The following is a 25455-nucleotide window of genomic DNA, read 5'->3' as shown; positions in this document are numbered from 1 at the left end:
GGCAGACAGCCGCCGGATCCTCAGGGCGATACCGATGTCCAGGCGGTCATGGCGCGTAGTATGGCGCTGAGCAGCATATAGGTCAGCGACGCGGCAACAATCCCCACCAGTGGTGCGACCCAAGGCGAGTTGAACGCCAGTACGGTGCCCACCCCATAGGCTACCAAACCGGGCCAGTTGAACGCCGGAAGGCGGGCTTGCGCCAGGCGTGGGTATTGGCCGCGATAGCGATAGAAGAAGTCCGCCATGATCACTCCACCAATCGGCGGGATGACCGTGCCCAGCAGGATCAGGTACGGCACCAGCATGTCGTACATGCCGAGCAAGGCGAGCAGGGTGCCGATCACCGCACCGGCCAGGGTCACGGTCTTGCGGCGTCGGGTGCGCAGCAGGTTGCAGCCGGCGACGGCAAAATTGTAGATGGTATTGTCTTGGGTACTCCAGATGTTGAGCAGCAACATGGCCATCGCCGCCATGGCGAACCCCTGCAGCAGCAGGACTTCCACCACATCCGGTTGCTGATAGACGATGGCGCCATAAGCGCCGATCAGCACCATCAGGCCATTGCCGATAAAAAAACCGATCAGGCTTGCCAGCACCGCGACCTTGGCCGAGCGTGAAAAACGTGTCCAGTTGGTGGCTTGGGTCGCACCGCTGACAAAGGTGCCGAACACCAGGGTGATAGCCGTGGATAAGTCCAATTCACCGGTTGGCACCACCGCCAGCAGTCCATCCAGGCCGCCGACTTTCAGGGTCGCCACCCACATCGACAGAACCAGCAATATGCCCATGGCCGGCACGGCGATATAGGACAGGATTTCCAGCCCGCGATACCCCACGTAGGCCGTGGCGCAGAACAGCAAGCCAAACACCACCATCAACCCCAGCACGCTGCCCTGGCTCAATTCGAAATACTTGCCCAATACCACGGCCGCCGTGGCAGTACCCCAGGCATACCAGCCAATCTGGGTAAAACCCAGGATCAAGTCACTGAGCTTGCTGCCGACTTCGCCAAAGCAGAAACGCCCCATCAACACCGAGTTCAAGCCGCTCTTGAAGGCGATGTAACCCAGACCTGCGGCGTAGATACCCAGCAACAGGTTACCCAGGGCCACGACGCCGAGCATCTCGGTGAAACTGAACGCTACCCCAAGCTTGCCGCCGGCAAACATGGTAGCGGTAAAAAACGTGAAGCCCAGCAGCACCATGGCCGTGGATGCCAGGCCCTTGCGCGCATGCAAGGGGACTTCGCTGAGGGGGTAATCGTTGCCTGGTTCCTGCTGCGTCATGTGGGTTGCTCCCTGAATGAGTGACGCAGGCCTGTTGCAGCGTGCGTGCCAAGTCAGAGGCAGTGATGCGCCCAGTTTGTGCAGCGTATTTATAGTCAAACCAGCAAGTGTCGCAGAGAAGGTCATGCCAGAGTTGCCGATCAAGCGCGAAAACGGTGCAGCAAGTGACACAAGTTGGATCTGTTAAATCGCCTGTAGAAATTTGCTCATGTACACCCGGCGCAGACCGTTTTCCACGGCCCGATGGGTTTGTGCATACCCTCGACGAGCGTATAGCGCGATGTTCTCGGTCATGGCCTCATTGGTGTACAGGTGGATGTGCGTGTACCCAGAGTCGGCTGCTTGTTGCTCGGCGAAATCCATCAGCACGCGCCCTAGCCCCAGGCCTTGGGCATCCGGTGCCACGGCCAGGTTATCCAACAGCAGGCCAGTGTCGGTATCGAGCAGGATGATAAAGCCTTGGACCTGCCCCGCATGGTCCAATACATGTACGCCACCGGCTTCGATCCGCTGGCGATAGTCTTCCAGCATCGGCGCGGGTTTGCGGCCGATGCGCAAGACGTAAGGTGAGTAAGCGGCCTGGGCGATGGCCTCAATGGCAGCAAGATCCTGGACAGTGGCGGGGCGCATCATTGCAATGAGCTTCTCTGGAAGATTCCACCGGCGCTTCGAAAAAACCACCCGCAGGTGGTTTTCCGACACGCGATCGCTTACTCGCCGCGATAGATGCAGCCGCTGGTGCAGGTCTCATGGATGCGGATCGCACTGAGTTCCGGCAGCAGGGGCTTCAATTCATTCCAGATCCACTTGGCCAGCACTTCGCTGGTGGGGTTTTCCAGGCCGGGGATGTCATTGAGGTAGTTGTGGTCGAGGCGTTCGTAGAGCGGCTTGAAAATCGCCTTGATCTCCGAAAAGTCGCGAATCCAGCCGGTATGGGGGTCCAGGTCGCCGCTCAGGTGGATCGCAACCTTGAACGAATGCCCATGCAGGCGCCCGCATTTGTGGCCCTCCGGCACGTGGGGCAGGCGATGGGCGGATTCGAATGTAAATTCCTTGAAGATTTCCACAGTGTTTTCAGCTCGGTCAGGTGTCTGGCAGTTGGCGAGTTTAACAGCTTGATCAGCCCCTGCGCACACCGCTCCTGCCGTCAGAGGGCAAGCAGTCGGTCGCCCAGCGCGCTGTTGTCCGCCAAGGCCAAAAACTCATCCCCTAGTCGCCGACTCTCGCTCATCGCGGTTTGCCAGTACTTGTTGCGGCTCGGGTCATCACCCATGAAGCGCTTGAAATCACTGCGGTCCGGCAGTTTGCCGTAGGGCAGGCGTGCCAGGTAGTCCCTGGAGGGCGCCAGCAGCAACACATCCTGCAAGCCTTGCGGGTTGCTGCGTCGCCATGGCAGGCCCTTGTCAAACCAGCCCGGGATGACCCGGTCAGTGAAGTGCGGGTACAGCACAATGTCATCGCCGTGGTAGGGCAGGTCGAGGTGATAGTCGAGCAGGCCTCCGTCGCGATAGGTGCCGGCACCGGCGCCGGGCAGGTCGCGCACGCCTTGCATGACCATGGGGATCGAGCCGGACGCAAGCAGCGCCTGGCGCAGGTTGCCCAACTCCAGGCTGAGGAAGCGCGATGGGAAATCGTGAAGGGGATGCACCGGCGGTGCCTGGCGCGGGTCATGGATGATCAGCCGTTCGAAATGCCGCGACAGCCGTGCGCGGCCCCGCAAGTTATCCGCGATCACCGAGGAAAGGCCCAGCCCCAGCCGCCCACGGTGGTCGTCGGCGAGCAGGCCGTGGCTCTTGACCACCATGATGTTCAGGCGATAGTCGGGATTGTCCAGTATGCGTGCATCACGGCCAGCCAGCAGGTCATCGAGCATGCGTTGGCAACTCTGGCTGACGCCGGCCATGGTCACGCCTTTGGCGAAGCGCTGTTCGTTATACAGGCGGCCCAGGTCCAGCAAGCCTTGCACAGGGTCGGGCAGGCAGGCGCTGGCGAACCGCCAGGAACCGATGGACGCGCCGATCAACGCACGCTCGCGCGGCACGCGGGGTAGCCAGTCACCAAACAGCGCCAGGTCCAGGCCCTGGATGCCCAAGGCCTTGGGGCCGCCAGCCGCACCGGGGAGAATGCCGACGTCGGCAGGCGCAAGACCCTGCTCGCGAATGCGGGCGAAGGCGCGTTTGCCGGCCTTGAGGGTCAAGGCAGGGAACTTGATATGGATGGCTGTCATACCGGTCTCTGATTGGGCGAACGGGGCATTATAGAAAATATTGCAGACGGTGGGAGAAACGGCTTGCGCGCAATTGCCATGGTGGCAATTCAGTTTCAGTTAAGTTGCAACAGGTAGGGTGACCGGCGTAGGAAAACATCCTGTAACGGAGACTTATCATGACGCGCCTCACTGTTCTGGGCGCCGCCGCTATCATCATGGTTACGGCGGCCCAGGCCGCAGCCTTGGACCCGGACAAGCCACTGAGCGTCCCCGCCACTGTTACTATTGTCGCCTTTGACCAATTGGACGCCACAGCCCTGGCGCTGCACCCTGGCTCGACGCTGCTGGGCACCGACTTGGATGAGGAATACGGCAAGTACGTCTATGAAGTCGAACTGGAAGATCGCAACGGCATTGAATGGGACGTTGAACTGGACGCGCTCAACGGGCAGGTTCTCAAGAATCATCAGGATACGTAATGAAGGTAAATTTACGCGGCGGCAGTCGAGTGGCGCTGGTGCTCATGGTTTTCTGCTCCGGCCTGGCGGCCCGCGACCTCAATCAGGACGAGGCCTTGGCGCTGCGCCAGCAGGGAGTGATCCTGCCGCTGGAGCAACTGTTGCAGCAGGCCATGGCGCGGTACCCCGACTCGCGGCTGCTGGAGGCCGAGTTGGAAAAGAAACACGGCCAATATGCCTACGAGGTGGAACTGGTGACCACCGAAGGCGTGGTGCGTGAGATCAAACTGGACGCCACCAACGGTGACCTGATCAAAGATGAGGAAGACTGATGCGCCTGCTCCTGGTGGAAGACAACGTGCCCCTGGCTGACGAGTTGCTGGCCGGTTTGCAGCGCCAAGGCTATGCAGTCGACTGGCTTGCCGATGGCCGCGACGCTGCGTATCAAGGTCGTAGCGAACCCTATGACTTGATCATCCTCGACCTGGGCCTGCCCGGTTTGCCCGGGCTTGATGTGCTTGCGCAATGGCGCGCCGCTGCGCTGGCCATCCCGGTATTGATCCTCACCGCCCGCGATTCCTGGGCCGAGCGTATCGAAGGGCTCAAGGCCGGCGCCGATGATTACCTGAGCAAACCCTTTCACCCCGAAGAACTCTACCTGCGCATCCAGGCCCTGTTGCGACGCTCCCACGGCCACGCCAACCAGCCCACCCTGCAGGCCGCAGGCCTGCATCTGGATGAAGCGCGCCAGTGTGTGCTGCGCGATGGTACCGAGATCCAGCTGACGGCGGCCGAATTTCGCTTGCTGCGCTACTTCATGCTGCACCCCGAACAGATCCTGTCGAAAAGCCATCTGGCCGAGCATTTGTATGATGGCGAGACCGAGCGAGACTCCAATGTGCTGGAGGTGCACGTCAATCATCTACGCCGCAAGTTGGGGCGCAGTGTGATCGAAACCCGGCGCGGCCAGGGCTACCGGTTTGGCGCCGCCCCGGCATGAAGTCGATCCAGCGGCGTTTGAGCCTGGGCCTGATCAGCGTGATGGTGGGCGTTGGCGTAGTGCTGGCACAAACCAGCCTGTGGCTGTTCGAGGCCGGTTTGCAGCGTTACCTGGAAGCGGGTTTGCGCAATGACAGTGAGAACCTGCTGGTGGCGTTGGTGCGTGGGCCAAACGGCGTACAGCTGGATGAGCAACGCCTGTCACCGGCCTATCAGCGACCGTTCTCCGGGCATTATTTCCGGATCGACTTTGCCGATGTCCACTGGCGTTCCCGTTCACTCTGGGATCAGGAACTGCCCCGCCTGCCCGAGGCGGGGCTCAAGGGCAACCTGCAACTGGGCCCGGAAGGCCAGCAATTGCTGGTGTTGCGTTCGGACTACAAGCGCTTCGGCCTGCCGATTTCCATCAGCGTGGCCCAGGATTACACACCCGTGCGGGAAAGTTTTCGCCTGATGCGCCAGATTGGCCTGGTGATGGGGCTGGCGGCGCTGCTGCTGGTGCTGGTCCTGCAGCGGGTCACGGTGCGCCGCGCCCTGCGCCCGCTGGAGACGGCGCGCAACCAGATCGCCCAACTGCAACAGGGCAAGCGCTCGCAGCTCGACACCCAGGTGCCATTGGAGTTGGAACCATTGGTGGCGCAGATCAACCATTTGCTGGCGCACACCGAAGACAGTCTCAAACGTTCCCGCAATGCGCTCGGCAATCTGGGGCATGCGCTGAAAACCCCAATGGCGGTATTGCTGAGCGCGGCCTCCAGTGAGGCGCTCAAGGATCATCCGCAGTTGAGCCAGCTATTACGCGACCAACTGGAGCAAATCCAGCAACGCCTCAATCGCGAGCTCAACCGTGCACGGCTGGCTGGCGAAACCCTGCCGGGTGCTTTGTTTGATTGCGAAAAAGAACTGCCCGTCCTGCTGGCGACCTTGAACATGATCCATGGCGACCATCTTGACCTCAGCTATCACGTTTCGCCGGGCCTGCAATTGCCCTGGGACCGCGAGGACTTGCTGGAATTGCTTGGTAATTTGCTGGACAACGCCTGTAAGTGGGCGGATGCCGATATTCGGCTGAGCGTCAGCGAAACCCAGCAAGGCTACCTGTTGGTGGTGGAGGACGACGGTCCCGGTATTCCAGAGGCCCAGCGTAACCAGGTCTTGGGTCGCGGCGCGCGACTGGACGAGCAAATTGACGGACATGGCCTGGGGTTGGGGATCGTGCGGGACATCGTCGAGGTGTGGGGCGGGACGTTGCAGTTACAGGAGAGTGAGCTGGGTGGGTTGAAGGCACTGGTCGAGTTACCCAAGCGTTAATGCCCGGCTAAATCTCTAAAAGTATGGGGCTTGCTTCCGTGGCGGCCTGACAGTCAACGGCTGCCCAACTGAGGTGTCGCGATCCAAATGTGGGAGGGGGCTTGCCCCCGATGAGGGCGTGTCAGTATATGCATCTGGGGCTGACCCAACGCCATCGGGGGCAAGCCCCCTCCCACAGTAGATCTCCATTAGGCTTACACCCTGAACTGATCCATCAACCCCTGCTGTTGATTCGCCAGGCTGTTCAACGCCTGGCTGACCCGCGCCGATTCATTGGCCTGCTCCGATAATGACTCGGTCACATCGCGAATGGTCGCCACATTGTTGTTGATCTCCTCGGCCACCGCGCTTTGCTCTTCGGCGGCGCTGGCGATCTGCAGGTTCATGTCGCTGATCACCGTGACCGCGTCGCCAATCTGGCGCAAGGCCGTTACCGCTTGGCCGACCTGTTCGACGCTGCCTTGGGCCTGGCGATAGCTGTTGCCCATGGAGCCGACCACGTCGGTGGTGCCGCTTTGCAGTTGCTCGATCACCAGGCGGGTTTCTTCCACCGATTCCTGCGTGCGCCGCGCCAGGTTGCGCACCTCGTCGGCGACCACGGCAAAGCCCCGACCGGCTTCACCGGCACGGGCGGCCTCGATGGCGGCGTTGAGCGCCAGTAGGTTGGTCTGTTCGGCGATGCCGCGAATCACTTCGAGCACCGAGCCGATTTTCTCGCTGTTGGCGGCCAGGCCTTCTACCTGGGTCATGGCGGTGCTCATGTCGGCGGCGAGGTCGCCAATGTTGGCGGTGGTGCGGTCGATCACGGTCAAGCCTTCGCGTGTGGCCTGGTCGGCGTCGCGAGCAGCCTGGGCAGCTTGGGCGGCGCTGCGGGCAACGTCCTGAGCGGTGGCGCTCATTTCGTGGGAAGCTGTCGCCACCTGATCCACCTGGCGGTACTGCTGCTCCATGCCAGCACTGGTTTGCGTGGCAATCGCGGCGGACTGGTCGGCGGTGCCACGGGCATCCTGCACCGAGCGTTTGACCTCGGCAATGATCGGTTGCAGCTTGTCGAGGAAGCGGTTGAACCAGCCGGCCAACTGGCCCAGTTCATCCTGCTTGTCATAGGCCAGGCGCCGGGTCAGGTCACCTTCGCCGCTGGCGATATCTTCAAGCATGTGTGCCACGCCGAGGATCGGCCGGGTCACGCTGCGCGCCATCAGCCACACCAGTATCAGGCCTACCACAGCGGCCAGCAGGCCCAGGCCAAGCTCCAGCAGGGTGCCTTTGGCATTGTCAGCGTCCAGCTGGGTTTTCAACGCCTCGGCGGGCGCCACCAGGACTTTTTCCGGTACATCCAGCAACACGCCCCACGGCTTGCCCCCAGGGATCGGCGCAAAGGGCGCCAGCACCTTGAGCTGATGACCGGCACGCAGGCTGTGGGTTTGAGTACTGCTGGCCAAGGCGCTGACCAACTGCTCGCCGCTGGCCGTATCAACCTGAGCCAGGCGCTGGCTGAGCTTACTGGCATCCGGGCTATAGCCGGCAAGCAAACCGGTCGGGCTGAGGATGCTGACCTGGGTCTGGCCGTCGTACAGCTTCTGACTGGCCTGTTGGCTCACGGCCTGCAGGCTGTTGAGGTTGATGTCCACCGACAGTGAGGCGATGACTTTGCCATTGACCATCAGCGGGAACACGATGCTGGTCATCAGCACCTTCTGGCCGTCGATCACATAAAAGTAGGGTTCGATCACACACGGCTTGAGCGTGGTGCGCGGGCAGGTGAACCAGGCATTGGCTTTTTCGCCACTGGGGCTGACGGACGTGTCGGTCATGTCGCTTTCGGGCAGCGCCATCGAAGTGATCTTGCCCGGCGTCGGCTGCGACCAGTACAAGGCGAATCGGCCTTTGTCATTACTGCCCAGTTCTGCCTGGTTGGCGAACAACTCGTCCTTGCCGTCCAGCGCATTGGCTTCGAACACCAGGGACAAACCCAGCAGGTCGGGGTTGGCTTGCAACGCTGCCTTGACCTGGCGGGTCAGGTCTTCACGGGTATCGAAGGCGTCGAGAAAGCGTTTCTCTGCCTGCTCGCGCAAAAACAGCACCTGGCGGGAAAACCCATGGCCGTACTGGTAGGCATCCATGAACTGCTGGCGAATGCCCAACGCCTGTACTTCACCTTGGGCCTCGATGCGCGCCTGGGCGGCTTCGTCCAGCATCTGCATGCTGGAGGCCTTGACCTGCTCCGAGCTCTGCGCCATGCGATACAGCGACAGACCCACCAGCAGGGTCACGATCCCCAGCAGGCACAAGCCCGCGAGCAGGGTGATTTTCCATTGAATGGAGAGCTGCCTGAGCGACATCGGGACATCCTTACCTGAAAGCACATGGAAACAGCTTATCGGCCGGTGCGCGTGGTTCTTTATTCAAACGATCAATTTAAACCTCAAAAACGGCGCCGCTTTTTGACATGCGCGCCTGGCTGCTGCAAAGTGCGCGCCCTCTAATAAGACCTCTTTCAAGCCTGCACGCCGGCAGCTGTTCCCATGGGCCGTGCGCGGGCATGCCTGTCTTTTTTGTTTTTGCTTGAGGTAACCATGATTAACGCAGTCATCGCCGCGGTCGGCACCATGCTGGTACTCAGCCTGTCCCGCGTGCATGTGGTCATCGCCATTATTGTTGGCGCCCTGGTGGGCGGCTTGACGGGTGGCCTGGGGATCGACGCCACGCTCAAAGCCTTCAACGGCGGTTTAGGTGGCGGCGCAACCGTGGCTTTGTCCTACGCATTGCTAGGCGCTTTCGCGGTGGCAATTGCCAAGTCCGGCTTGGCCCACGCGCTGGCGGACAAAGCCTTGCTGCTGGTTGATCGCCAGGAAGCCAGCGGTGGCAGCCACGTCAAATGGTTGTTGATTGGCCTGTTATGGGTGGTGGCGATTGCTTCGCAGAACATCCTGCCGATCCATATTGCGTTTATCCCGTTGCTGGTGCCGCCGCTGCTGTATGTGCTGACCAAGCTGCAACTGGACCGCCGCCTGATTGCCTGCGTGATGACGTTCGGCCTGATCACGCCGTACATGTTCCTGCCGGTGGGCTTCGGCAATATTTTCCTCAACCAGATCCTGCTGGCCAACGTAGCCAAGAGCGGGGTGGATATCAGCCAGGTCAACGTCACCCACGCCATGGGCCTGCCGGCACTGGGCATGGTGGTCGGCCTGCTGGTGGCAGTGTTTATCAGCTACCGCAAGAAGCGCGTGTATGACCTGGAAAAAATCGAGCGCGTCGAGCAAGTGGCGGTGCAGTACAACCCGCTGACCCTGCTGGTGGCCGGCCTGGCGATTGCCTCGGCGTTCATCATCCAGCTGTGGCTGGACTCGATGATCATCGGCGCCCTGGCCGGATTCCTGATCTTCTCGGTATCGGGCATTGTGCGCTGGCGCGACACCGATGACCTCTTCACCGAAGGCATGAAGATGATGGCGATGATCGGTTTCATCATGATCGCCTCGTCGGGCTTTGCCGAAGTGCTCAAGGCTACCGGTGACGTGCGCTCGTTGGTGGAAGCCTCGGCGGCGTTCATCGGCCATAGTCGTGGGGTAGGGGCGTTGCTGATGCTGCTGGTGGGGCTGCTGGTGACCATGGGCATCGGCTCGTCATTTTCCACGGTGCCGATCCTTGCGGCGATTTTCGTGCCGTTGTGCGTACAACTGGGCTTCAGCCCGTTGGCAATCGTGTGCATCGTAGGCACCGCCGGCGCATTGGGCGATGCCGGCTCGCCCGCGTCGGACTCCACCCTCGGCCCCACCTCTGGCCTGAACATCGACGGCCAGCACCACCATATCTGGGACACCGTGGTGCCGACCTTCCTGCACTACAACATACCGCTTCTGGCTTTTGGGTGGCTGGCCGCGATGACGCTCTGATGAATTCTCTGTAGGAGCGAGCTTGCTCGCGAAAAACGCCAACGATAATGCGAACAACCTGAAACCCCGCAGAGTTCTCAGGTGCTTCGCGAGCAAGCTCGCTCCTACAGAAATCACTCACCTGGCCGTTAACCTCTCAAGTCGCCACTAATAAGAGAGAAAAGCCATGCGTCTGAGTTTGAAGGCCAAAGTCCTGGCCCTTGCCGTAGTGCCGGTGTTGTTGTTTGCCGTGGTCATCAGCCTGACTACCGTGTGGATTCTCCAGGGCCAGGCGCGCAACGAAGTGGATGAAACCCGCCAGCGCTTGCTCAACGACGCCAAGGCCACGCTTCAAGGTTACGTCGAAGTGGCCATGACCACCATCAAGCCGCTTTACGATGCGGCAGCCCCCGGCGACACCGCGGCGCGGGCGCAGGTGGTCAAGTTGCTCTCCAATACCAGCTACGGCAAGGACGGCTATTTCTTCGGCTACGACTCCGAAACCATCCGCCTGTTCAAGGGCAACAGCCCGGACGGCGTGGGCAAAAGCTTCAAGGACAACCGCGACCCCAACGGCGTCTACGTCAACCGCGACCTGGTCAAGGTCGGCAAGGATGGCACCCACTACCTGCAATACAGCTCGACCCAGCCCGGCCAGACCGAACTGGTGCCCAAGCTCGGCTATACCGAATACCTGCCCAAGTGGGACATGGTCATCGGTACTTCGGTGAACCTGGACGGTATCGAGGCCCAGGTGGCGGTGGTCGAAGCCAAGGTCGAGAAACGCATGGAAGGCGTGCTGCTGAGCATCCTCGGCGTCGCCGTGGTGGTACTCCTTGTGATTGCCGCGGTGGGCATGCTCGTGGCCAATACCATCCTGCGTCCGCTCAACCTGATGAAGGCCAACCTCGACGACATCGCGGCTGGCGAAGGCGACCTCACTCGGCGCCTGGCGATTACCAGCCAGGATGAGCTGGGCGACCTGGCCGGTGCGTTCAACCGCTTTGTCGATAAAATCCATGGGTTGGTGCGCCAGATCACCGAAATGACCGCCCAGCTCACCGGGCTGGTCGGCCAGGTATCCGACCAGGCCCAGCGCTCCGAGCAAGCCATGGAGCGCCAGCGTCACGAGACCGATCAGGTGGCCACGGCGATCAACCAAATGTCGTCCGCTGCCCATGAAGTGGCGCGCAGCGCCCAAGGCGCCGCTGTCGCCGCGCAACAGACCGACGCTGAAGGCCAGGCCGCCAAACGTGTGGTGGACGGCAGCATCGCGCAGATCCATGCGCTGGTGAACGATATCCGCAGCAGTGGCGTGTCCCTGGACAGCCTGCAGCAGGATGTGTCGTCGATTGTCAGTGTGCTCAGCGTGATCCGCTCCATCGCCGAACAAACCAACTTGCTGGCGCTCAATGCTGCCATTGAAGCCGCACGGGCCGGGGAGGCCGGGCGCGGGTTTGCCGTGGTCGCCGATGAAGTACGCGCCCTGGCCAGCCGCACCCAGACCAGTACCCAGGAAATCCAGGGCATGATCGACCGTCTGCAAAAAGGCACCGAGGCTGCCGTGGACGCAATGCGCCGCTCCAGCGATGCCGGCGATGGCACCTCGGCCCAGGCCAACCAGGCCGGGGCGTCCCTGGACACCATGGCTCAGTTGATTGGCACCATCAATTCGATGAATGCACAGATCGCCAGTGCCGCCGAAGAGCAAACCGCTGTGGCCGAAGAGATCAACCGCAGCGTGCATCAGATTGCCGTGGCAGTGGACAGCGTGGCGGATGAAACCCAACTGGGTGCCCAGACCTCCCGCAGCTTGGCGGATCTGGGCCAGCGCCTGGGTAAGTTGGTTGGTCAGTTCAGGATCTGATCGTTCACAGGTCGCGCATCAGCAGGCCAAAATGCAGGTCCATCTCGGCCGGCAAGGGCACATACACGGTGTGCCCGTCCCCCGGTGCCACCTCAATGGCTTCATCCTTGGCGTTGCGCAAGGTGGCCAGGTCAAAGTGAAAGTTGCCGGCCGGCGTCATTAATTCCAAGTGATCGCCAACGGCAAAACGATTCTTCACCTTGACCTCTGCCAACTCGCCACGACGCTCGCCGGTCAGCTCACCGACAAACTGCTGTCGCTCGGACACCGAGCTGCCGTTCTGGTAGTTCTGGTATTCATCATGCACATGACGGCGCAGGAAACCTTCGGTGTAGCCGCGCTGGGCCAGGGACTCCAGATTGGTCATCAAGCTGCGATCAAAGGTGCGCCCGGCCACCGCGTCATCGATGGCCTGGCGGTACACCTGGGTGGTGCGTGCGCAATAGAAGTGGGATTTGGTGCGGCCTTCGATCTTTAACGAGTGCACGCCCATCTGCGCCAGGCGCTCCACATGCTGCACGGCGCGCAAGTCCTTGGCGTTCATGATGTAGGTGCCATGTTCGTCTTCGAAGGCAGGCATTGACTCATCGGGACGATTGGCTTCCTGCAGCAGGAACACCTGGTCGGTGGGCGCGCCGATTCCCAGCGTCGGCTGATATTGCTGGACGATGTCGCCGGTCGCGTTCTCCACCGCGGGCGTGGCCTGGTACTTCCAGCGGCAGGCGTTGGTGCAGGTGCCTTGGTTGGCGTCGCGCTTGTTCATGTAGCCCGACAGCAGGCAACGTCCGGAATAGGCCATGCACAAGGCGCCATGTACGAACACCTCCAGCTCCATGGCCGGTACGTGCTGGCGGATTTCATCGATCTCTTCCAGGGACAGCTCCCGCGACAGGATCACTCGGCAAATCCCTTGTTGTTGCCAGAACGCCACGCTGGCCCAGTTCACCGTATTGGCCTGCACCGACAGGTGAATCGGCATCTGCTCAAAATGCTGGCGCACCAGCATGATCAGCCCGGGGTCGGACATGATCAGCGCATCCGGGCCCATGGCGATCACGGGCGCCAGGTCCTTGAGGAAGGTCTTGAGCTTGGCGTTGTGCGGCGCGATGTTGACCACCACGTAGAAGCGCTTGCCCTGGTCATGGGCTTCCTGGATACCCAGGGCTAGGTTGGCGTGGTCGAACTCGTTGTTGCGCACCCGCAGGCTGTAGCGCGGCTGGCCGGCATAGACCGCATCGGCGCCGTAGGCGAAGGCGTAGCGCATATTCTTCAGTGTGCCGGCAGGAGCGAGCAGTTCGGGGGCAATGATAGGTGGCATGGGTGTGGGTCGCAAAAAGCCGCGAGGGTAGTACAGGGGCGGGCGCGGTTCATTGATCCAAGTCTAAACAAGGCGATCTATGCTTGTTCAATAAACAAGGGCACTCCCACGTTTCGCCGCGGACTAAGCAACAGGGCCGACACCGGCCCTCTGCTTTTTTGACATGGATCGGACATGAATCAAACCAACCTGCAATTCAAGACCCTGTTGTTGCTGCTGGCCCTGGTGACCGTCGCTTTTATCTGGATATTGCTGCCGTTCTACGGCGCGGTGTTCTGGGCAGTAATCCTCGGCATCATCTTTGCACCCATGCAACGCCGCCTGCAGCAGCGGTTCGGCTGGAACCGCAACCTGACCTCCCTGACCACCTTGTTGGTGTGCCTGGTGATCGCGATTTTGCCGGTGATCATTACCAGTGCGTTGCTGGTGCAAGAGGGGGCCACGCTGTACAAAAACGTTGAGAGTGGCAAGCTGGATGTGGCCGGTTATATCGAGCAATTCAAGCATTTCCTGCCGCCGTACTTCCAACACCTGCTCGACCGCTTCGGCATGGGCAACCTGGAAGGGCTGCGGGAAAAAGTGGTCAAGGGGGCGATGCAAGGCAGTCAGTTCTTTGCCTCCCAGGCGTTCAGCTTCGGCCAGGGTACGTTTGATTTCCTGGTGAGCTTTTTCATCATGTTGTACCTGCTGTTTTTCCTGCTGCGCGACGGCCCGGAGCTGGTACGCAAGGTGCGCACGGCGGTGCCGCTGGCCGAGCCGCAAAAGCGTCGCCTGCAGCTCAAGTTCAACCGGGTGGTGCGCGCCACGGTCAAGGGCAACGTGCTGGTGGCCGTGACCCAAGGCGCATTGGGTGGCTTTATATTCTGGTTCCTGGATATTCCCAGTGCATTGCTCTGGGCGGTATTGATGGCGTTTCTGTCCCTGCTGCCAGCGGTGGGCGCAGGGATTGTCTGGGGCCCGGTGGCGGTTTACTTCCTGCTCAGCGGCTCGATCTGGCAGGGCGTGGTGCTGGGGCTTTTCGGTGTCTTCGTAATTGGCCTGGTGGACAACGTGCTGCGTCCGATCCTGGTGGGCAAGGACACCAAGATGCCGGACTACCTGATCCTGATCTCGACCTTGGGTGGCCTGTCGGTGTTCGGCCTCAACGGCTTCGTCATCGGGCCACTGGTGGCGGCGTTGTTCATGTCGTGCTGGGCGTTGTTCGTCGAAACCAAGCCACGGGTCAAATTGCCGTTGCCCTAGGCTTGAAGCCTGAAGTTGGCTACTCGTTGGCGCTGTGTCTCGGCGTCGGACAATGAAGTGAGCGGGCCGCTGATCGGCTCGCCATCGCGGACCACGTACCAACAGGCGAGCAGGCCAAGCTTACGTAGAGGGGCTGGGACGGCGCTGCCGATGACAGACATGATTTGAACAGTGGGCATAAGTACCTCCAATCGTTATGGAGGTCACCTTACGATGCGCTGGCACCGGGGAAAAATCACCTGGCTCGATAGTCGACATCGACGCCAGGCGTTAATCCACCACCTGGTCGAGCATGCTCACTACTTCGTGCTCACTGAGCAGCCCTTTGCGCACCAGGTTTTCGGCCAGCAATGCGAGGAACTTCGCACTGCGGTGGCCCTCAAGGTGCTTGAGTTCGGTCAGGGCACTGTAGACCTTGCTGGACGTGCAGAGACCGGCGGTGCGATGCGGATTTTGCGTGGGCATGGCAATCGTCCTTAATTGTTATTGGGTGGACTGGATCGATAGTGAGACTGGTTTATGACGCAACCATGACAGTGCACGCCTGGGCCGATCAAGAGGATATTGCGCCTTTATAATGTGGGATAGACGCTTGGGCATTGTTCTCACAGCGACATTGGCAAAATAAATCCGGACTTTCCAGGCAAAAAAAGGCCCCGCTCAGAAGCGAGGCCCATTCAAGTTACTTAATTCAAACCTACCAACCGCGGCCGTAGTAGCCGTGTGGGTGGCCGTAGTAGCCGCGAGGCGGACCATAATAGCCGCGTGGAGGGCCGTAATAGACCGGGGCCGGGCGGTAATAAACCTGCTGTTGTACATACACCGGCGGTGGTGGCGCGTAATAGACTGGTGGTGCAGCGGCATACACCGGCTGCGGCTGGACGTACACCGGTTGTTGCACATAGACCTCACGAGGCTGGCTGGCAACGACGGAGCCAACTACCGCTGCGCCAACAAGTGCGCCCAACACTGCCGGGCCACCCCAACCACCACCGTGGGCGGAGGCTTGGCCGGCCATCGCAAGTGCACCGATCAGCAAGGCGATTCTGGGGATTTTACGAATCATGGTCATTCCTCGGTTAGCCCCTGCGCTTGTGGTCTGCAATCAATAGACTCAAGGATTGTCGCGGGGATACTTTTAAGACAACGTGTTTCAAAAAAACAGCACTTCCATTAGGTAAAGGTTGTGTAAGGTCTGTACCGATTTGCTTACTTCAAGGAGTTACCCATGCAGATGCACCCCAACAAGGACACCCAGCTGTGCATGTCACTGTCGGCGCGCCCCGGGAACTTTGGCCTGCGTTTTCATAACCACTTGTATGAACAACTGGGTTTGAATTTCTACTATAAGGCCTTCAGCAGCCAGGACCTGCCCGGCGCGATCGGTGGTATCCGCGCCTTGGGCGTGCGTGGTTGCGGAGTATCGATGCCGTTCAAGGAGGCCGCCATTGCCTTAGTGGACGAACTTGACGATTCAGTTCAAGCCATTGATTCGCTCAATACCATCGTCAACACCAATGGCCACCTCAAGGCCTATAACACGGACTACATTGCCATCGAGCAATTGCTGAAAAAGCACGCCGTGCCGACTGACTCCACGTTCGCCCTGCGCGGTAGTGGTGGCATGGCCAAGGCAGTTGCCAGTGCCTTGCGTGATGGCGGCTATGCCCGCGGCGTGATCGTGGCGCGCAATGAAGCGGCGGGCCAGGCATTGGCGCGCAACCTTGGGTATGAATGGCAGGCGGACCTGGGCGACTTGCGCCCGCAGATGCTGATCAATGTGACGCCCATCGGCATGACAGGTGGGGCCGAGGCGGATGTATTGGCGTTTGAGGCCGACGCGATTGATCAGGCGGAAACTGTCTTCGATGTAGTGGCGATTCCAGCTGAAACACCCCTGATCGTGCGTGGGCGCGCCAAGGGCAAGCGGGTGATTACCGGGCTCGAGGTGATTGCAATCCAGGCGCTGGAGCAGTTTGTGTTGTACACCGGTGTGCGCCCGACGCAGGAGCAATTTCAGGCGGCGGTAGCCTTCGCCCGCAATTGAAGGCCGCTGTAGCGCTGATGTGGGAGGGGGCCCCCGATGACGGTGTATCAGCCCCAGATGCACTTATTGAACGCCTTCATCGGGGCATAGTGATCTACACAACTTCTAGTGTGGCGCTGTACCTGTGGGAGGGGGCTTGCCCCCGATGGCGGCCTTAGGGTCGACCAGGATCTTGGATCAGACCGAGTACATATCCATTGCTGCGGTAACGGCGGCTATGGGTTCCGCCCTTACGGCGCCTAAGATCAACAGCAGATCAAGATCAAGAGCGACTCGCTGCGCATCGTGGTTACCGGCTACACAGTTGTGTAGACACCCATGCTCATCGGGGGGCAAGTCGAATCGTCGCACCACCCCTCCCACATTTTTTACTGTGTCAGGCCTGTTCCAGTTGTGCCAGGCGTTCTTCCAATGCTGCAATCCGGGCTTCCAGTTCTTCGATACGTTCCAATGGGACTGAACTGCCAGGCCCACGCTCCACCGGAGCTCCCCGCGCCGTGAGTATCGCCTCGATGTCCGCCGGGTCTCCCAACGCATGGGTATACCGGTCTTCCCGCTGTCCCGCCTGACGCGGCACCAGCAATGCCAACCCCCGCGCTATCAGACGTTCCAACTGATGCACGACCTGCTCGGCATCCTCGAAATCATGCATGCGCCCGCTGCGGGTCAGCAGCTCATTGACCGTCTGCGGCCCACGCAGGAACAACAGCCCGGTCAAGATCACCTGGGCCGGCACCAGTTCCAGGGCCTTGTCCACACGGTGTTCCCAGCGGTCGGCGCGGCTGCCCATCACCAGGCGGGTAAAGCCTTGGCCTTCCAGCGCACGCAGGCTCTGGCCGACCTGACTTTGGCTGAGGTTCATCACCGGTTCGCGGCTGGTCTTCTGGTTGCAGGCCAGCACCAGGGCGTTGAGGGTCAGTGGGTAGGTTTCCGGGTTGGTTGCCTGTTTCTCGATCAGGCAGCCCAGGACGCGGATTTCCGTGCTGTTCAGGCGCGGCTCAGGGGTGTCGGTGTCGTGCTCGGCGGTCATCGCGCTTTCCCTATGCAGTGAAGGTCACCAGCGTAATCCTCAAAAAATAAAAGACAAGCGTCGGGCATGGCTATAATCGCCGCTGGTTCCAACCCTGCCATTACCGTGAGACTGCCATGACTATTTCCCTGTACGCCGCTTCTATCCCGGTCTTCAAGCAAATGCTCACCGCCCTGAGCGGTGTGTTGACCAAGGCCGAAGCCCACGCCACCGCCAGGAACATCGAACCGAACGCCTTGCTGCAAGCACGTCTGTTCCCTGACATGTTCCAACTGGTGCGCCAGGTGCAAATCGCCGTCGACTTTGCCAAAGGCGTTTCCGCCCGCCTGGCCGAGATCGAAGTACCCAAATATGAAGACAGCGAAGTGACCTTCGCCGACCTGCAAGCGCTGATCGCCAAGGTCCTGGCGTTCGTCGACACCATCAAACCCGAGCAGATCGATGGCAAGGAAGGTATCGAGATCGTCACCCGCCCTGGTACTCCGAAGGAAAAGCGCTTCAGCGGCCAGTCCTACCTGTTGACCTACGGCCTGCCGCAGTTCTTCTTCCACGTCACCACCGCTTACGCCTTGCTGCGTCATAACGGTGTGGAAGTGGGCAAGCGCGATTACATGGGCGCGTTCTAAGCCGCCACAAAAAAGCCCGGGAGCGTTCTTCAACGAACCATCCCGGGCTTTTTCATGGCTGGCTTTTAAGCCGGCTGTTCTTCCTTGCCCAGACACGCCGCCGCAGTAAACAGCACATCGGTCGACGAGTTGAGTGCAGTTTCCGCCGAATCCTGCAGTACACCGATGATGAAACCGACGGCCACTACCTGCATGGCGATTTCACTTGGAATGCCGAACAGGCTGCACGCCAGTGGAATCAGCAGCAGCGAACCACCCGCCACCCCCGATGCACCGCAGGCACACACCGCGGCAACCACGCTGAGCAGCACGGCTGTAGGCAGGTCCACGGCGATCCCGAGGGTGTGCACGGCCGCAAGGGTCAGTACGGTGATGGTGATCGCGGCACCGGCCATATTGATGGTGGCGCCGAGTGGGATCGATACCGAGTAGGTGTCTTCATGCAGGCCCAGGCGTTTGCTCAGCGCCAGGTTGACCGGAATGTTCGCCGCCGAACTGCGGGTGAAAAATGCGGTGATGCCGCTTTCACGCAGGCACATCAGCACCAACGGGTAAGGGTTGCGGCGTAGCTTCCAGAACACGATGGCAGGGTTGATCACCAGCGCCACGAATAGCATGCAGCCGATCAGCACCACCAGCAGATGGGCATAGCCGAGCAGGGCGCCAAAGCCAGAGGTGGCCAGGGTCGAGGCCACCAGGCCAAAGATGCCCAGCGGGGCGAAGCGGATCACCACGCGCACGATCAGGGTCACGCCGTTGGACAGGTCGTCCAGTACCGTGCGGGTGGTTTCGCCGGCATGACGAATGGCGATGCCCATGCCGATGGCCCAGGCAAGGATGCCGATGAAGTTGGCGTTCATCAGCGCGCTGATCGGGTTATCCACCACGCTGAGCAGCAGGCTTTGCAACACTTCGCCAATACCGCCGGGAGCGCTCACGGTGGCGTCATGGGTGGCGAGGACCAGGGAAGAGGGGAACAAGGTGCTGGCCACCACTGCAACCACGGCAGCAGCAAAGGTGCCGAGCAAATACAGGAACAGGATCGGGCGGATATGGGTTTCCTGGCCGTGTTTATGGTTGGCGATCGAGGCCATTACCAGTACAAACACCAGGATCGGCGCGACCGCTTTCAGCGCTGTGACAAACACCTTGCCGATAAAACCGGTGGCGCGGGCAGCCTCGGGAAACAGCAAGGCCAGCACGATCCCGGCGATCAGGCCGATGACGATTTGGGTGACCAGGCTGACGCGCATTAGACGTTGCAACAGGGAAGGGGCAGCAGTCATAAAGAGTTGTCTCTAGTTTTTTTAGTTGGGTACAGCATTGCAGGCAGAAAGTACTGTAGGAAGTAGTCGCGAAGTCTAACATGCTGTACGAAGCGTCTTGTTCGCTGCGGCATTCAGTCACCCGCGTCCGTCGAACTTGTCCAAACCCGGACATATCCTGTTAATATTCACCCCTCTCATCTTTCCTCTCCGTCAGCGGGCCCTCAGGGCTGTCGTTGATGTCGTCGTTTCTGGAGTTTTCATGTTGTTCCCTATCCTGCTGCTGTCGGCTGCCGGTTTTACCGTGCTGACCACAGAATTCATCATCGTCGGCCTGTTGCCGTCGATTGCCCGGGACCTGAATGTCAGTGTGTCCCAGGCTGGGCTGCTGGTGACGCTGTTTGCATTTACCGTGGCGGCGTTCGGTCCCTTTCTGACCGCGTACTGCGCACGATTCCAGCGCAAGCGCCTGTTTATCAGCATCCTGATCATGTTCGCGGTGGCCAATACCGTGGCGGCATTGGCGCCCAATATCTGGATAATGTCCCTGGCCCGTTTGATTCCTGCCTTGGGGCTGCCGGTGTTCTGGGCCTTGGCTAGCGAAACGGCGGTAGATATCGTCGGCCCGGAGTTCGCCGGGCGTGCGATTGAAAAAATCGGCTTCGGCATCGTCTGCGCCACGGTGTTCGGCATTCCGGTGGGTACGCTGATTTCCGATATGTTCGGCTGGCGCAGTGCGTTCGCCGTGCTCGCGGTGATTGCCCTGGCCAAGGCGTTGCTGCTGTTTATCTACTTGCCGGTTACCCGGGCGAAGAACGAGCAGGTCACCTTGCGCTCACAATTCAAGATCCTGCGCAGCCCGGTGATGCAGGGGCATATCCTGTTGTCGATCCTGGTGTTCAGCGGCATGTTCACCGCTTATACCTACCTGGCGGATATCCTTGAGCGCCTGGCCGGGTTCGACGGTACGCTGGTGGGTTGGTGCCTGATGGGCTTTGGCGCAGTCGGGCTGATCGGCAACTCTCTGGGCGGGCGCGCCGTGGATCGTCACCCGTTGATCGCATCCATGGTGTTCTGCGGGTTCATGATCGCGGGCATGGTGGCAGTGGTGCCGGCGATTCATTCGACTATAGGCCTGGCGGCAGCGATGGCGGTGTGGGGCGTAACCCAGGCGGCGATGTTCCTGGTCAGCCATGTGCGGCTGATGAAGGCCGCGCCCCATGCGCCGGCGTTTGCCGCATCGCTGAATATCGCCGGCGCCAACCTCGGCATCGGTCTGGGCGCAATGGTCGGTGGGCATGTCATCGATACCTTGGGCCTGGGCAGCCTGGGGTTTGCCGCTTCGGGCTTCATCCTGGTGTCGATCCTGCTGGCACTGTGGCTGATGACGGCCAAGCAATCGGTCGCCCCCAGCACCTGATGGATCAGGGCAGGGCGGTAAACAACTCCCGTCGGGCACCTTCGGTAATCGCCACGATGCCAGGGTGCTTGACCTTGCGCTCCACCGAAATCGCATAGAACGACTCGGTCACCGCATCGGTCTGGCCGATCAGGGCCACGCCGTATTGGCGTACCACCTCGTCGGCGATCACGCTGGGGGCAATAAAGATCCCACTGCCGGATTGCCCGAACGCTTGCATCAGCGCACTGTCATCGAACTCGCCGATGATCCGGGGCTGAACCTGCTGCTCGGCAAACCAGCGCTGCAAACGGCTGCGCACCACCGTCTCCGCTCCCGGGATCAATAGCGGCGCGCCCTGCAAACACTGTGGGAAATCACCGCCATATTGGTCAGCCAACGCCTGGGTGGCGAAAAAACTGATACCGCATTCCCCCAGCTTCTGGCTGTAACCCTTGATGTCCAGATGCGTGGGCATGGGGCTGTCGGAAATCACCAAGTCCAGGCGCTGGATCGCCAGGTCGGCCAATAAACGTTCCAGTTTATCTTCACGGCAGGTGATGCGGATCGGTTCGCTCAGCTCCATGGTCGGTGCGATCAACCGGTAGACAATGGACTTGGGTACCACATCCGCCACCCCGACCCGGAACGGAATCTGTTGTTCATCGGGCTGGGCTCGCAGCATCGCCTCCAGTTCATTGCCGGTCTGGAACATCTGCTCGGCGTAGGGCAGGGCCTGGCGCCCGGCTTCGGTCAGCTCAAGCTGGCGCCCTACACGCTGGAACAGCGCAATGCCGAAGGTGTGTTCCAGCAGGCTGATCTGCCCGCTGATGGTCTGGGGCGTAAGGTTCAACTGCTCGCAGGCGCGCACGATGCTGCCGGTCTTGGCTACCACCCAGAAGTAATGCAGCTGTCGATAATTGAGCATGACGGTCTACACTTCGTAAAAACCGAAGTATACGCGAGAAAAATACGAATTTTCCTGAACTGTTTGCCTGCATAGAATGCCTCGCTATCGCGGGGCCACTATTTGGACCCAATGGTTCTAACGAGGAATACACCATGAAACTCAATTCCCTGGGCGCGGCGTCGTTGCTTGCGCTTTCATTGGTAATGATCAGTGGCTGTGATCAGGTCGAGAAAAGCGCGCAACAGGTGTTGGGCAAGGCCACCGAATCGGCCAAGCAGGCCATCGACGACACCCACAAGGCCGCCGAACAGGCATTGAGCGAAGCGACCCAGGGCTTGATCAGTCCTGAGAAGCAGGAAAAAGACGCTGAAAACGACGCTGAATCCGACACCCAAGAAACCTAATTTCCCAGCACCACCACGTCAGGACTGACCTATGGATTACCTTTTACAACTGGCCGCCAGCCCCACCGCCTGGGTGGCCCTGGCCACCTTGATCGTCATGGAGATCGTGCTGGGCATCGATAACCTGATCTTCATCTCGATCCTCACCAACAAATTGCCCGAGAAGCATCGGGCCAAAGCGCGACGCATCGGTATCAGCATGGCGTTGATCCTGCGCCTGGGCCTGTTGAGCACCATCGCCTTCATCGTGCAGCTGACGGCGCCGGTATTCGAAGTGTTCGGCCAGGCGTTTTCGTGGAAAGACATGATCCTGATCGCCGGTGGCCTGTTCCTGGTCTGGAAGGCAACCACCGAGATCCATCACAGCATGGACCCGGAACCCGAAGAGAAGGCCACCGTCAGCAACGGTGTGACCATCGGCTTTGCCGCGGCCATCGGCCAGATCCTGATGCTCGACCTGGTGTTCTCCATCGACAGCATCATCACCGCCGTGGGCATGACCGAGCACTTGCCGATCATGATCATCGCCGTGGTGGTCTCGGTGATTGTGATGCTGGTGGCGGCCGAACCTTTGGCCAAGTTCATCAATAACAACCCGACGGTGGTGATGCTCGCCCTGGGCTTCCTGATCATGATCGGCATGACGCTGATCGCTGAAGGCTTCGGCGCCCATGTACCTAAAGGCTACGTGTATGCGGCCATGGCGTTCTCGGCGGCGATCGAATGTCTGAACATCGCCCGGCGTAACCGGCACGCACGATTGCTTGCTGCCCGGCAGTAACGCTTGACCTCAAAAGCCAGCCGCGTTTATTAGAGCGCGGTTGGCTTTTGGCTATCTGGTAGAATTCTCCTACACGATAGTCAGAGGTTTTCCATGAGCGATCAGATTCGACTTACGCAGTACAGCCATGGTGCGGGTTGCGGTTGCAAGATCTCGCCCCAGGTGTTGGAAGTGATTCTGGCCGGTAGCGGCGCACAAAACCTCGATCCCAACCTCTGGGTGGGCAACGCCTCACGCGATGATGCGGCGGTATACGCCATCGACGACGAGCGCGGCGTGGTATCCACCACCGATTTTTTTATGCCGATCGTCGACGACCCCTTCGACTTCGGCCGTATCGCCGCCACCAATGCCATCAGCGACATCTACGCCATGGGCGGCGACCCCTTGATGGCCATCGCCATTCTCGGCTGGCCGGTCAATGTGCTGGCGCCCGAGATTGCCCGCGAAGTAATCCGTGGTGGTCGCGCTGTATGCGACGCTGCGGGTATTCCATTGGCGGGTGGGCATTCGATCGATGCGCCGGAACCGATCTTCGGCCTGGCCGTGACCGGCATCGTGCAAAAACGCCATATGAAGCGTAACGACACCGCCACTGCCGGCTGCCGCCTGTACCTGACCAAACCCTTGGGCATCGGCATCCTCACCACCGCCGAAAAGAAGGGCAAGTTGCGCGAGGCCGATATCGGCCTGGCCCGTGACTGGATGTGCACCCTCAACAAACCCGGCAGCCGCTTTGGCAAGTTGGCGGGTGTGATGGCCATGACCGACGTCACCGGTTTCGGCCTGCTTGGCCACTTGGTGGAAATGGCCGACGGTAGCGGCCTGACGGCCCGCATTGAATATGCAAAAGTCCCACGCTTGCCTGGGGTTGAGTACTACCTGGACCAAGGCTGCGTACCCGGTGGTACCTTGCGCAACTTCGACAGCTACGCCAGCAAGCTCGGCCGTGTGCAGGAGTTGCACAAGCGCGTGCTGTGCGACCCGCAGACCAGCGGTGGCCTGCTGATCGCTGTCACTCCAGAAGGCGACGCCGAGTTCCACGCGGTAGCCGCCGAGCTCGGCCTGGCCCTTGAGCCTATCGGCGAGTTGTTTGAGCGACAGAGCAACGCGGTAGAGGTGGTTTGATGGCGGCTGACATCACCGATTACCGCGACATCTTCCTCAACGACCGGCCGATGATGGATACCCGCGCACCGGTCGAGTTCAACAAGGGTGCCTTCCCAGGGGTGCTTAACCTGCCGCTGATGACCGATGATGAGCGTCAGCGGGTCGGTACCTGTTACAAGCAGCAGGGCCAGCAAGCGGCCATTGTACTGGGGCATGAGCTGGTGTCCGGGGCGACGAAGGCCAAGCGCATCGAGCAGTGGGCGCACTTTGCCCAGGCCAATCCCGACGGCTACCTGTACTGCTTCCGTGGCGGGCTGCGTTCGCAGATCGTGCAGCAATGGTTGAAAACCGAAGCAGGCATTGACTATCCCCGCGTGGGTGGTGGCTACAAGGCCATGCGTGCTTTTCTGCTGGAGACCCTGGAGCAGGCGACCAGCCAGTGTGATTTCGTGCTGCTTGGCGGCATGACCGGCACTGGCAAAACCGAAGTGCTTGGCCAACTGCGCAACGCCCTGGACCTGGAAGGCCATGCCAATCATCGTGGTTCCAGCTTCGGCAAGCGCGCCACGTCGCAACCGTCGAATATCGACTTTGAGAACCGCCTGGCGGTGGACTTGTTGAAGAAACGTGCACGCGGCATCGAGCAGTTTGTGGTCGAGGATGAGAGCCGCATGATCGGCAGTTGCGCCTTGCCCTTGCCGTTGCACAAGAGCATGCAGACATTTTCGATGGTGTGGCTGGAAGACAGCGTCGAGGGCCGCGTCGAGCGCATCCTGGGTGATTACGTGGTGAACCTTTGCGCCGAGTTCATCGAGATGTTTGGTGAAACCGGCCAGGCGTTATTCGCCGAGCGCCTGACCCAGAGCCTGGCCAATATCCACAAGCGTCTGGGCGGTGAGCGTTTTCAACGGTTGCAGGCCGTCTTGCAGGACGCTCTGGCGGAACAGGCGCGAGCTGGCGCCGTGGATCTGCACCGGGTGTGGATTGAAGGATTGCTGCGCGAATACTACGACCCGATGTACGCGTTCCAGCGTGAAAAGAAAGGCGCACGGATCGAGTTCGTCGGCGAGCAGTCAGCAGTGGTGGAGTATTTGCGTGAGCGCAGCGGACGACGAGGTTGATAAGTGAATTTCAAGGGCCTCTTCGCGAGCAAGCCCGCTCCCACATGTTGATTGGTGAACACGGTCAAAATGTGGGAGGGGGCTTGCCCCCGATGGCGGCCTGACGGCCGACCAGAATGTTGAATCAGACCGAGTACATATCCGTTATTTGGGCAACGGCCACTTATGGTTCCGCTTTTACAGCGGGTCAC

The 25455-nt window shown here is 60.4% G+C and carries 26 protein-coding genes and 2 pseudogenes; 15 read left to right on the top strand and 13 right to left on the bottom strand.

Translation table 11 applies throughout. The annotated features are described in order from the left end of the window. Positions 1–20: 20 nt before the first annotated feature. From codB to QZR30_RS24805, 4 genes are all read right to left on the bottom strand, one after another. Positions 21–1289, bottom strand: coding sequence for a cytosine permease (gene codB, locus QZR30_RS24820; protein ID WP_059396890.1), 1269 nt, complete (start codon positions 1287–1289; stop codon positions 21–23). Between the two features lie 183 nt (positions 1290–1472). After that, positions 1473–1922 carry a GNAT family N-acetyltransferase gene (locus QZR30_RS24815; RefSeq protein WP_059396891.1) on the bottom strand — a complete coding sequence of 150 codons (450 nt, stop codon included), beginning with the start codon at positions 1920–1922 and terminating at the stop codon, positions 1473–1475. A 77-nt stretch (positions 1923–1999) separates the two neighbouring features. Continuing rightward, complete coding sequence (gene queD, locus QZR30_RS24810; RefSeq protein ID WP_003190259.1) at positions 2000–2356, bottom strand: 6-carboxytetrahydropterin synthase QueD; 357 nt, start codon at positions 2354–2356, stop codon at positions 2000–2002. Between the two features lie 80 nt (positions 2357–2436). After that, positions 2437–3516, bottom strand: a complete 1080-nt coding sequence (locus QZR30_RS24805; protein WP_046071949.1) for a hypothetical protein — start codon at positions 3514–3516, stop codon at positions 2437–2439. 158 nt (positions 3517–3674) lie between these two features. Between QZR30_RS24805 and QZR30_RS24800 the strand changes: the two genes are divergently transcribed. The 4 genes from QZR30_RS24800 to QZR30_RS24785 are packed head-to-tail and all read left to right on the top strand — an operon-like array spanning position 3675 to position 6266. Beyond that, positions 3675–3977: a PepSY domain-containing protein gene (locus QZR30_RS24800; RefSeq protein ID WP_059396892.1), complete on the top strand. Its 303-nt coding sequence runs from the start codon at positions 3675–3677 to the stop codon at positions 3975–3977. Next, positions 3977–4288, top strand: coding sequence for a PepSY domain-containing protein (locus tag QZR30_RS24795; RefSeq protein WP_046071951.1), 312 nt, complete (start codon positions 3977–3979; stop codon positions 4286–4288). Before QZR30_RS24800 ends, QZR30_RS24795 begins: the two co-directional genes overlap by 1 nt. Continuing rightward, on the top strand, positions 4288–4956 hold the full coding sequence (locus QZR30_RS24790) for a response regulator transcription factor (RefSeq protein ID WP_311904444.1): 669 nt from the start codon (positions 4288–4290) through the stop codon (positions 4954–4956). Before QZR30_RS24795 ends, QZR30_RS24790 begins: the two co-directional genes overlap by 1 nt. Beyond that, positions 4953–6266 carry a sensor histidine kinase gene (locus QZR30_RS24785; protein ID WP_046071953.1) on the top strand — a complete coding sequence of 438 codons (1314 nt, stop codon included), beginning with the start codon at positions 4953–4955 and terminating at the stop codon, positions 6264–6266. Before QZR30_RS24790 ends, QZR30_RS24785 begins: the two co-directional genes overlap by 4 nt. A gap of 194 nt (positions 6267–6460) precedes the next feature. On the opposite strand, the gene QZR30_RS28130 is transcribed toward QZR30_RS24785, so the two are convergent. Together QZR30_RS28130 and QZR30_RS28125 are read right to left on the bottom strand one after the other, a co-directional pair. Continuing rightward, positions 6461–7216: a methyl-accepting chemotaxis protein gene (locus QZR30_RS28130; RefSeq protein WP_370881255.1), complete on the bottom strand. Its 756-nt coding sequence runs from the start codon at positions 7214–7216 to the stop codon at positions 6461–6463. 102 nt (positions 7217–7318) lie between these two features. Continuing rightward, positions 7319–7465 (bottom strand): annotated as a pseudogene (locus QZR30_RS28125) (HAMP domain-containing protein); the annotation flags it as partial. Between the two features lie 1380 nt (positions 7466–8845). Between QZR30_RS28125 and QZR30_RS24775 the strand changes: the two are divergent. The 3 genes and pseudogenes from QZR30_RS24775 to QZR30_RS28115 all read left to right on the top strand — a co-directional run bounded on the left by QZR30_RS24775 (position 8846) and on the right by QZR30_RS28115 (position 12011). Beyond that, complete coding sequence (locus QZR30_RS24775) at positions 8846–10165, top strand: Na+/H+ antiporter family protein (RefSeq protein WP_161793259.1); 1320 nt, start codon at positions 8846–8848, stop codon at positions 10163–10165. A gap of 166 nt (positions 10166–10331) precedes the next feature. Next, positions 10332–11153: pseudogene (locus tag QZR30_RS28120) on the top strand (cache domain-containing protein); the annotation flags it as partial. A 36-nt stretch (positions 11154–11189) separates the two neighbouring features. Continuing rightward, a complete protein-coding gene (locus QZR30_RS28115) occupies positions 11190–12011 on the top strand; it encodes a methyl-accepting chemotaxis protein (protein ID WP_442965900.1) in 822 nt (273 codons plus the stop codon). 4 nt (positions 12012–12015) lie between these two features. On the opposite strand, the gene trhP is transcribed toward QZR30_RS28115, so the two are convergent. Further along, a complete protein-coding gene (gene trhP, locus QZR30_RS24760; protein WP_311904442.1) occupies positions 12016–13329 on the bottom strand; it encodes a prephenate-dependent tRNA uridine(34) hydroxylase TrhP in 1314 nt (437 codons plus the stop codon). 174 nt (positions 13330–13503) lie between these two features. On the opposite strand from trhP, the gene QZR30_RS24755 reads away from it, so the two are divergent. After that, complete coding sequence (locus QZR30_RS24755; protein ID WP_311904441.1) at positions 13504–14571, top strand: AI-2E family transporter; 1068 nt, start codon at positions 13504–13506, stop codon at positions 14569–14571. On the opposite strand, the gene QZR30_RS24750 is transcribed toward QZR30_RS24755, so the two are convergent. The 3 genes from QZR30_RS24750 to QZR30_RS24740 form a co-directional block, all read right to left on the bottom strand. Continuing rightward, positions 14568–14750: a hypothetical protein gene (locus tag QZR30_RS24750; RefSeq protein WP_043051642.1), complete on the bottom strand. Its 183-nt coding sequence runs from the start codon at positions 14748–14750 to the stop codon at positions 14568–14570. The genes QZR30_RS24755 and QZR30_RS24750 overlap by 4 nt on opposite strands. A 91-nt stretch (positions 14751–14841) precedes the next feature. Then, entirely contained in the window at positions 14842–15036 is a 195-nt protein-coding gene (locus QZR30_RS24745; RefSeq protein ID WP_046071958.1) for a hypothetical protein, read from the bottom strand. A gap of 232 nt (positions 15037–15268) precedes the next feature. Further along, the gene (locus QZR30_RS24740; RefSeq protein ID WP_046071959.1) at positions 15269–15643 is read right to left on the bottom strand and encodes a hypothetical protein; all 375 of its coding nucleotides are present in this window, start codon (positions 15641–15643) and stop codon (positions 15269–15271) included. Between the two features lie 156 nt (positions 15644–15799). Between QZR30_RS24740 and QZR30_RS24735 the strand changes: the two genes are divergently transcribed. Continuing rightward, the gene (locus tag QZR30_RS24735) at positions 15800–16618 is read left to right on the top strand and encodes a shikimate 5-dehydrogenase (protein ID WP_311904440.1); all 819 of its coding nucleotides are present in this window, start codon (positions 15800–15802) and stop codon (positions 16616–16618) included. A 376-nt stretch (positions 16619–16994) separates the two neighbouring features. Here the strand turns inward: QZR30_RS24735 and QZR30_RS24730 are convergent, their stop codons facing one another. After that, a complete protein-coding gene (locus QZR30_RS24730; protein WP_311904439.1) occupies positions 16995–17648 on the bottom strand; it encodes a YceH family protein in 654 nt (217 codons plus the stop codon). 116 nt (positions 17649–17764) lie between these two features. Between QZR30_RS24730 and QZR30_RS24725 the strand changes: the two genes are divergently transcribed. Next, a complete protein-coding gene (locus QZR30_RS24725) occupies positions 17765–18274 on the top strand; it encodes a DUF1993 domain-containing protein (RefSeq protein ID WP_046071961.1) in 510 nt (169 codons plus the stop codon). Between the two features lie 65 nt (positions 18275–18339). Here QZR30_RS24725 and sstT read toward each other — a convergent pair whose 3' ends face one another. Next, positions 18340–19560, bottom strand: a complete 1221-nt coding sequence (gene sstT, locus QZR30_RS24720) for a serine/threonine transporter SstT (protein ID WP_056846103.1) — start codon at positions 19558–19560, stop codon at positions 18340–18342. A gap of 241 nt (positions 19561–19801) precedes the next feature. Here sstT and QZR30_RS24715 point away from each other — a divergent pair, with 241 nt between their 5' ends. Continuing rightward, on the top strand, positions 19802–20959 hold the full coding sequence (locus QZR30_RS24715) for an MFS transporter (protein ID WP_059396897.1): 1158 nt from the start codon (positions 19802–19804) through the stop codon (positions 20957–20959). A 4-nt stretch (positions 20960–20963) separates the two neighbouring features. Here the strand turns inward: QZR30_RS24715 and nhaR are convergent, their stop codons facing one another. Then, positions 20964–21866: a transcriptional activator NhaR gene (gene nhaR, locus QZR30_RS24710; RefSeq protein WP_046071964.1), complete on the bottom strand. Its 903-nt coding sequence runs from the start codon at positions 21864–21866 to the stop codon at positions 20964–20966. Positions 21867–22000: 134 nt separating this feature from the next. Here nhaR and QZR30_RS24705 point away from each other — a divergent pair, with 134 nt between their 5' ends. The 4 genes from QZR30_RS24705 (at position 22001) to mnmH (ending at position 25264) form a co-directional block, all read left to right on the top strand. Beyond that, positions 22001–22252, top strand: a complete 252-nt coding sequence (locus tag QZR30_RS24705; RefSeq protein ID WP_046071965.1) for a hypothetical protein — start codon at positions 22001–22003, stop codon at positions 22250–22252. A gap of 31 nt (positions 22253–22283) precedes the next feature. After that, complete coding sequence (locus tag QZR30_RS24700) at positions 22284–23033, top strand: TerC family protein (protein ID WP_034119028.1); 750 nt, start codon at positions 22284–22286, stop codon at positions 23031–23033. Positions 23034–23126: 93 nt separating this feature from the next. Continuing rightward, positions 23127–24161: a selenide, water dikinase SelD gene (gene selD / locus QZR30_RS24695; RefSeq protein WP_046071966.1), complete on the top strand. Its 1035-nt coding sequence runs from the start codon at positions 23127–23129 to the stop codon at positions 24159–24161. Then, on the top strand, positions 24161–25264 hold the full coding sequence (mnmH, locus tag QZR30_RS24690) for a tRNA 2-selenouridine(34) synthase MnmH (RefSeq protein WP_311904437.1): 1104 nt from the start codon (positions 24161–24163) through the stop codon (positions 25262–25264). Before selD ends, mnmH begins: the two co-directional genes overlap by 1 nt. Positions 25265–25455: the final 191 nt, after the last annotated feature.

It is taken from the genome of Pseudomonas sp. rhizo25 (genome assembly GCF_031931935.1).
Lineage (GTDB): Bacteria > Pseudomonadota > Gammaproteobacteria > Pseudomonadales > Pseudomonadaceae > Aquipseudomonas > Aquipseudomonas synxantha.
Note: the sequence above shows the minus strand (reverse complement) of the source record. Positions and strands in the feature narration are given on the sequence as shown.

Coding starts and splice junctions, on each gene's coding strand:
- codB (WP_059396890.1), bottom strand. CDS start 1,289: ATGACGCAGCAGGAACCAGGCAACGATTACCCCCTCAGCGAAGTCCCC.
- QZR30_RS24815 (WP_059396891.1), bottom strand. CDS start 1,922: ATGATGCGCCCCGCCACTGTCCAGGATCTTGCTGCCATTGAGGCCATC.
- QZR30_RS24805 (WP_046071949.1), bottom strand. CDS start 3,516: ATGACAGCCATCCATATCAAGTTCCCTGCCTTGACCCTCAAGGCCGGC.
- QZR30_RS24800 (WP_059396892.1), top strand. CDS start 3,675: ATGACGCGCCTCACTGTTCTGGGCGCCGCCGCTATCATCATGGTTACG.
- QZR30_RS24795 (WP_046071951.1), top strand. CDS start 3,977: ATGAAGGTAAATTTACGCGGCGGCAGTCGAGTGGCGCTGGTGCTCATG.
- QZR30_RS24790 (WP_311904444.1), top strand. CDS start 4,288: ATGCGCCTGCTCCTGGTGGAAGACAACGTGCCCCTGGCTGACGAGTTG.
- QZR30_RS24785 (WP_046071953.1), top strand. CDS start 4,953: ATGAAGTCGATCCAGCGGCGTTTGAGCCTGGGCCTGATCAGCGTGATG.
- QZR30_RS28130 (WP_370881255.1), bottom strand. CDS start 7,216: ATGGAGCAGCAGTACCGCCAGGTGGATCAGGTGGCGACAGCTTCCCAC.
- QZR30_RS28115 (WP_442965900.1), top strand. CDS start 11,190: ATGACCGCCCAGCTCACCGGGCTGGTCGGCCAGGTATCCGACCAGGCC.
- trhP (WP_311904442.1), bottom strand. CDS start 13,329: ATGCCACCTATCATTGCCCCCGAACTGCTCGCTCCTGCCGGCACACTG.
- QZR30_RS24755 (WP_311904441.1), top strand. CDS start 13,504: ATGAATCAAACCAACCTGCAATTCAAGACCCTGTTGTTGCTGCTGGCC.
- QZR30_RS24750 (WP_043051642.1), bottom strand. CDS start 14,750: ATGCCCACTGTTCAAATCATGTCTGTCATCGGCAGCGCCGTCCCAGCC.
- QZR30_RS24745 (WP_046071958.1), bottom strand. CDS start 15,036: ATGCCCACGCAAAATCCGCATCGCACCGCCGGTCTCTGCACGTCCAGC.
- QZR30_RS24740 (WP_046071959.1), bottom strand. CDS start 15,643: ATGACCATGATTCGTAAAATCCCCAGAATCGCCTTGCTGATCGGTGCA.
- QZR30_RS24735 (WP_311904440.1), top strand. CDS start 15,800: ATGCAGATGCACCCCAACAAGGACACCCAGCTGTGCATGTCACTGTCG.
- QZR30_RS24730 (WP_311904439.1), bottom strand. CDS start 17,648: ATGACCGCCGAGCACGACACCGACACCCCTGAGCCGCGCCTGAACAGC.
- QZR30_RS24725 (WP_046071961.1), top strand. CDS start 17,765: ATGACTATTTCCCTGTACGCCGCTTCTATCCCGGTCTTCAAGCAAATG.
- sstT (WP_056846103.1), bottom strand. CDS start 19,560: ATGACTGCTGCCCCTTCCCTGTTGCAACGTCTAATGCGCGTCAGCCTG.
- QZR30_RS24715 (WP_059396897.1), top strand. CDS start 19,802: ATGTTGTTCCCTATCCTGCTGCTGTCGGCTGCCGGTTTTACCGTGCTG.
- nhaR (WP_046071964.1), bottom strand. CDS start 21,866: ATGCTCAATTATCGACAGCTGCATTACTTCTGGGTGGTAGCCAAGACC.
- QZR30_RS24705 (WP_046071965.1), top strand. CDS start 22,001: ATGAAACTCAATTCCCTGGGCGCGGCGTCGTTGCTTGCGCTTTCATTG.
- QZR30_RS24700 (WP_034119028.1), top strand. CDS start 22,284: ATGGATTACCTTTTACAACTGGCCGCCAGCCCCACCGCCTGGGTGGCC.
- selD (WP_046071966.1), top strand. CDS start 23,127: ATGAGCGATCAGATTCGACTTACGCAGTACAGCCATGGTGCGGGTTGC.
- mnmH (WP_311904437.1), top strand. CDS start 24,161: ATGGCGGCTGACATCACCGATTACCGCGACATCTTCCTCAACGACCGG.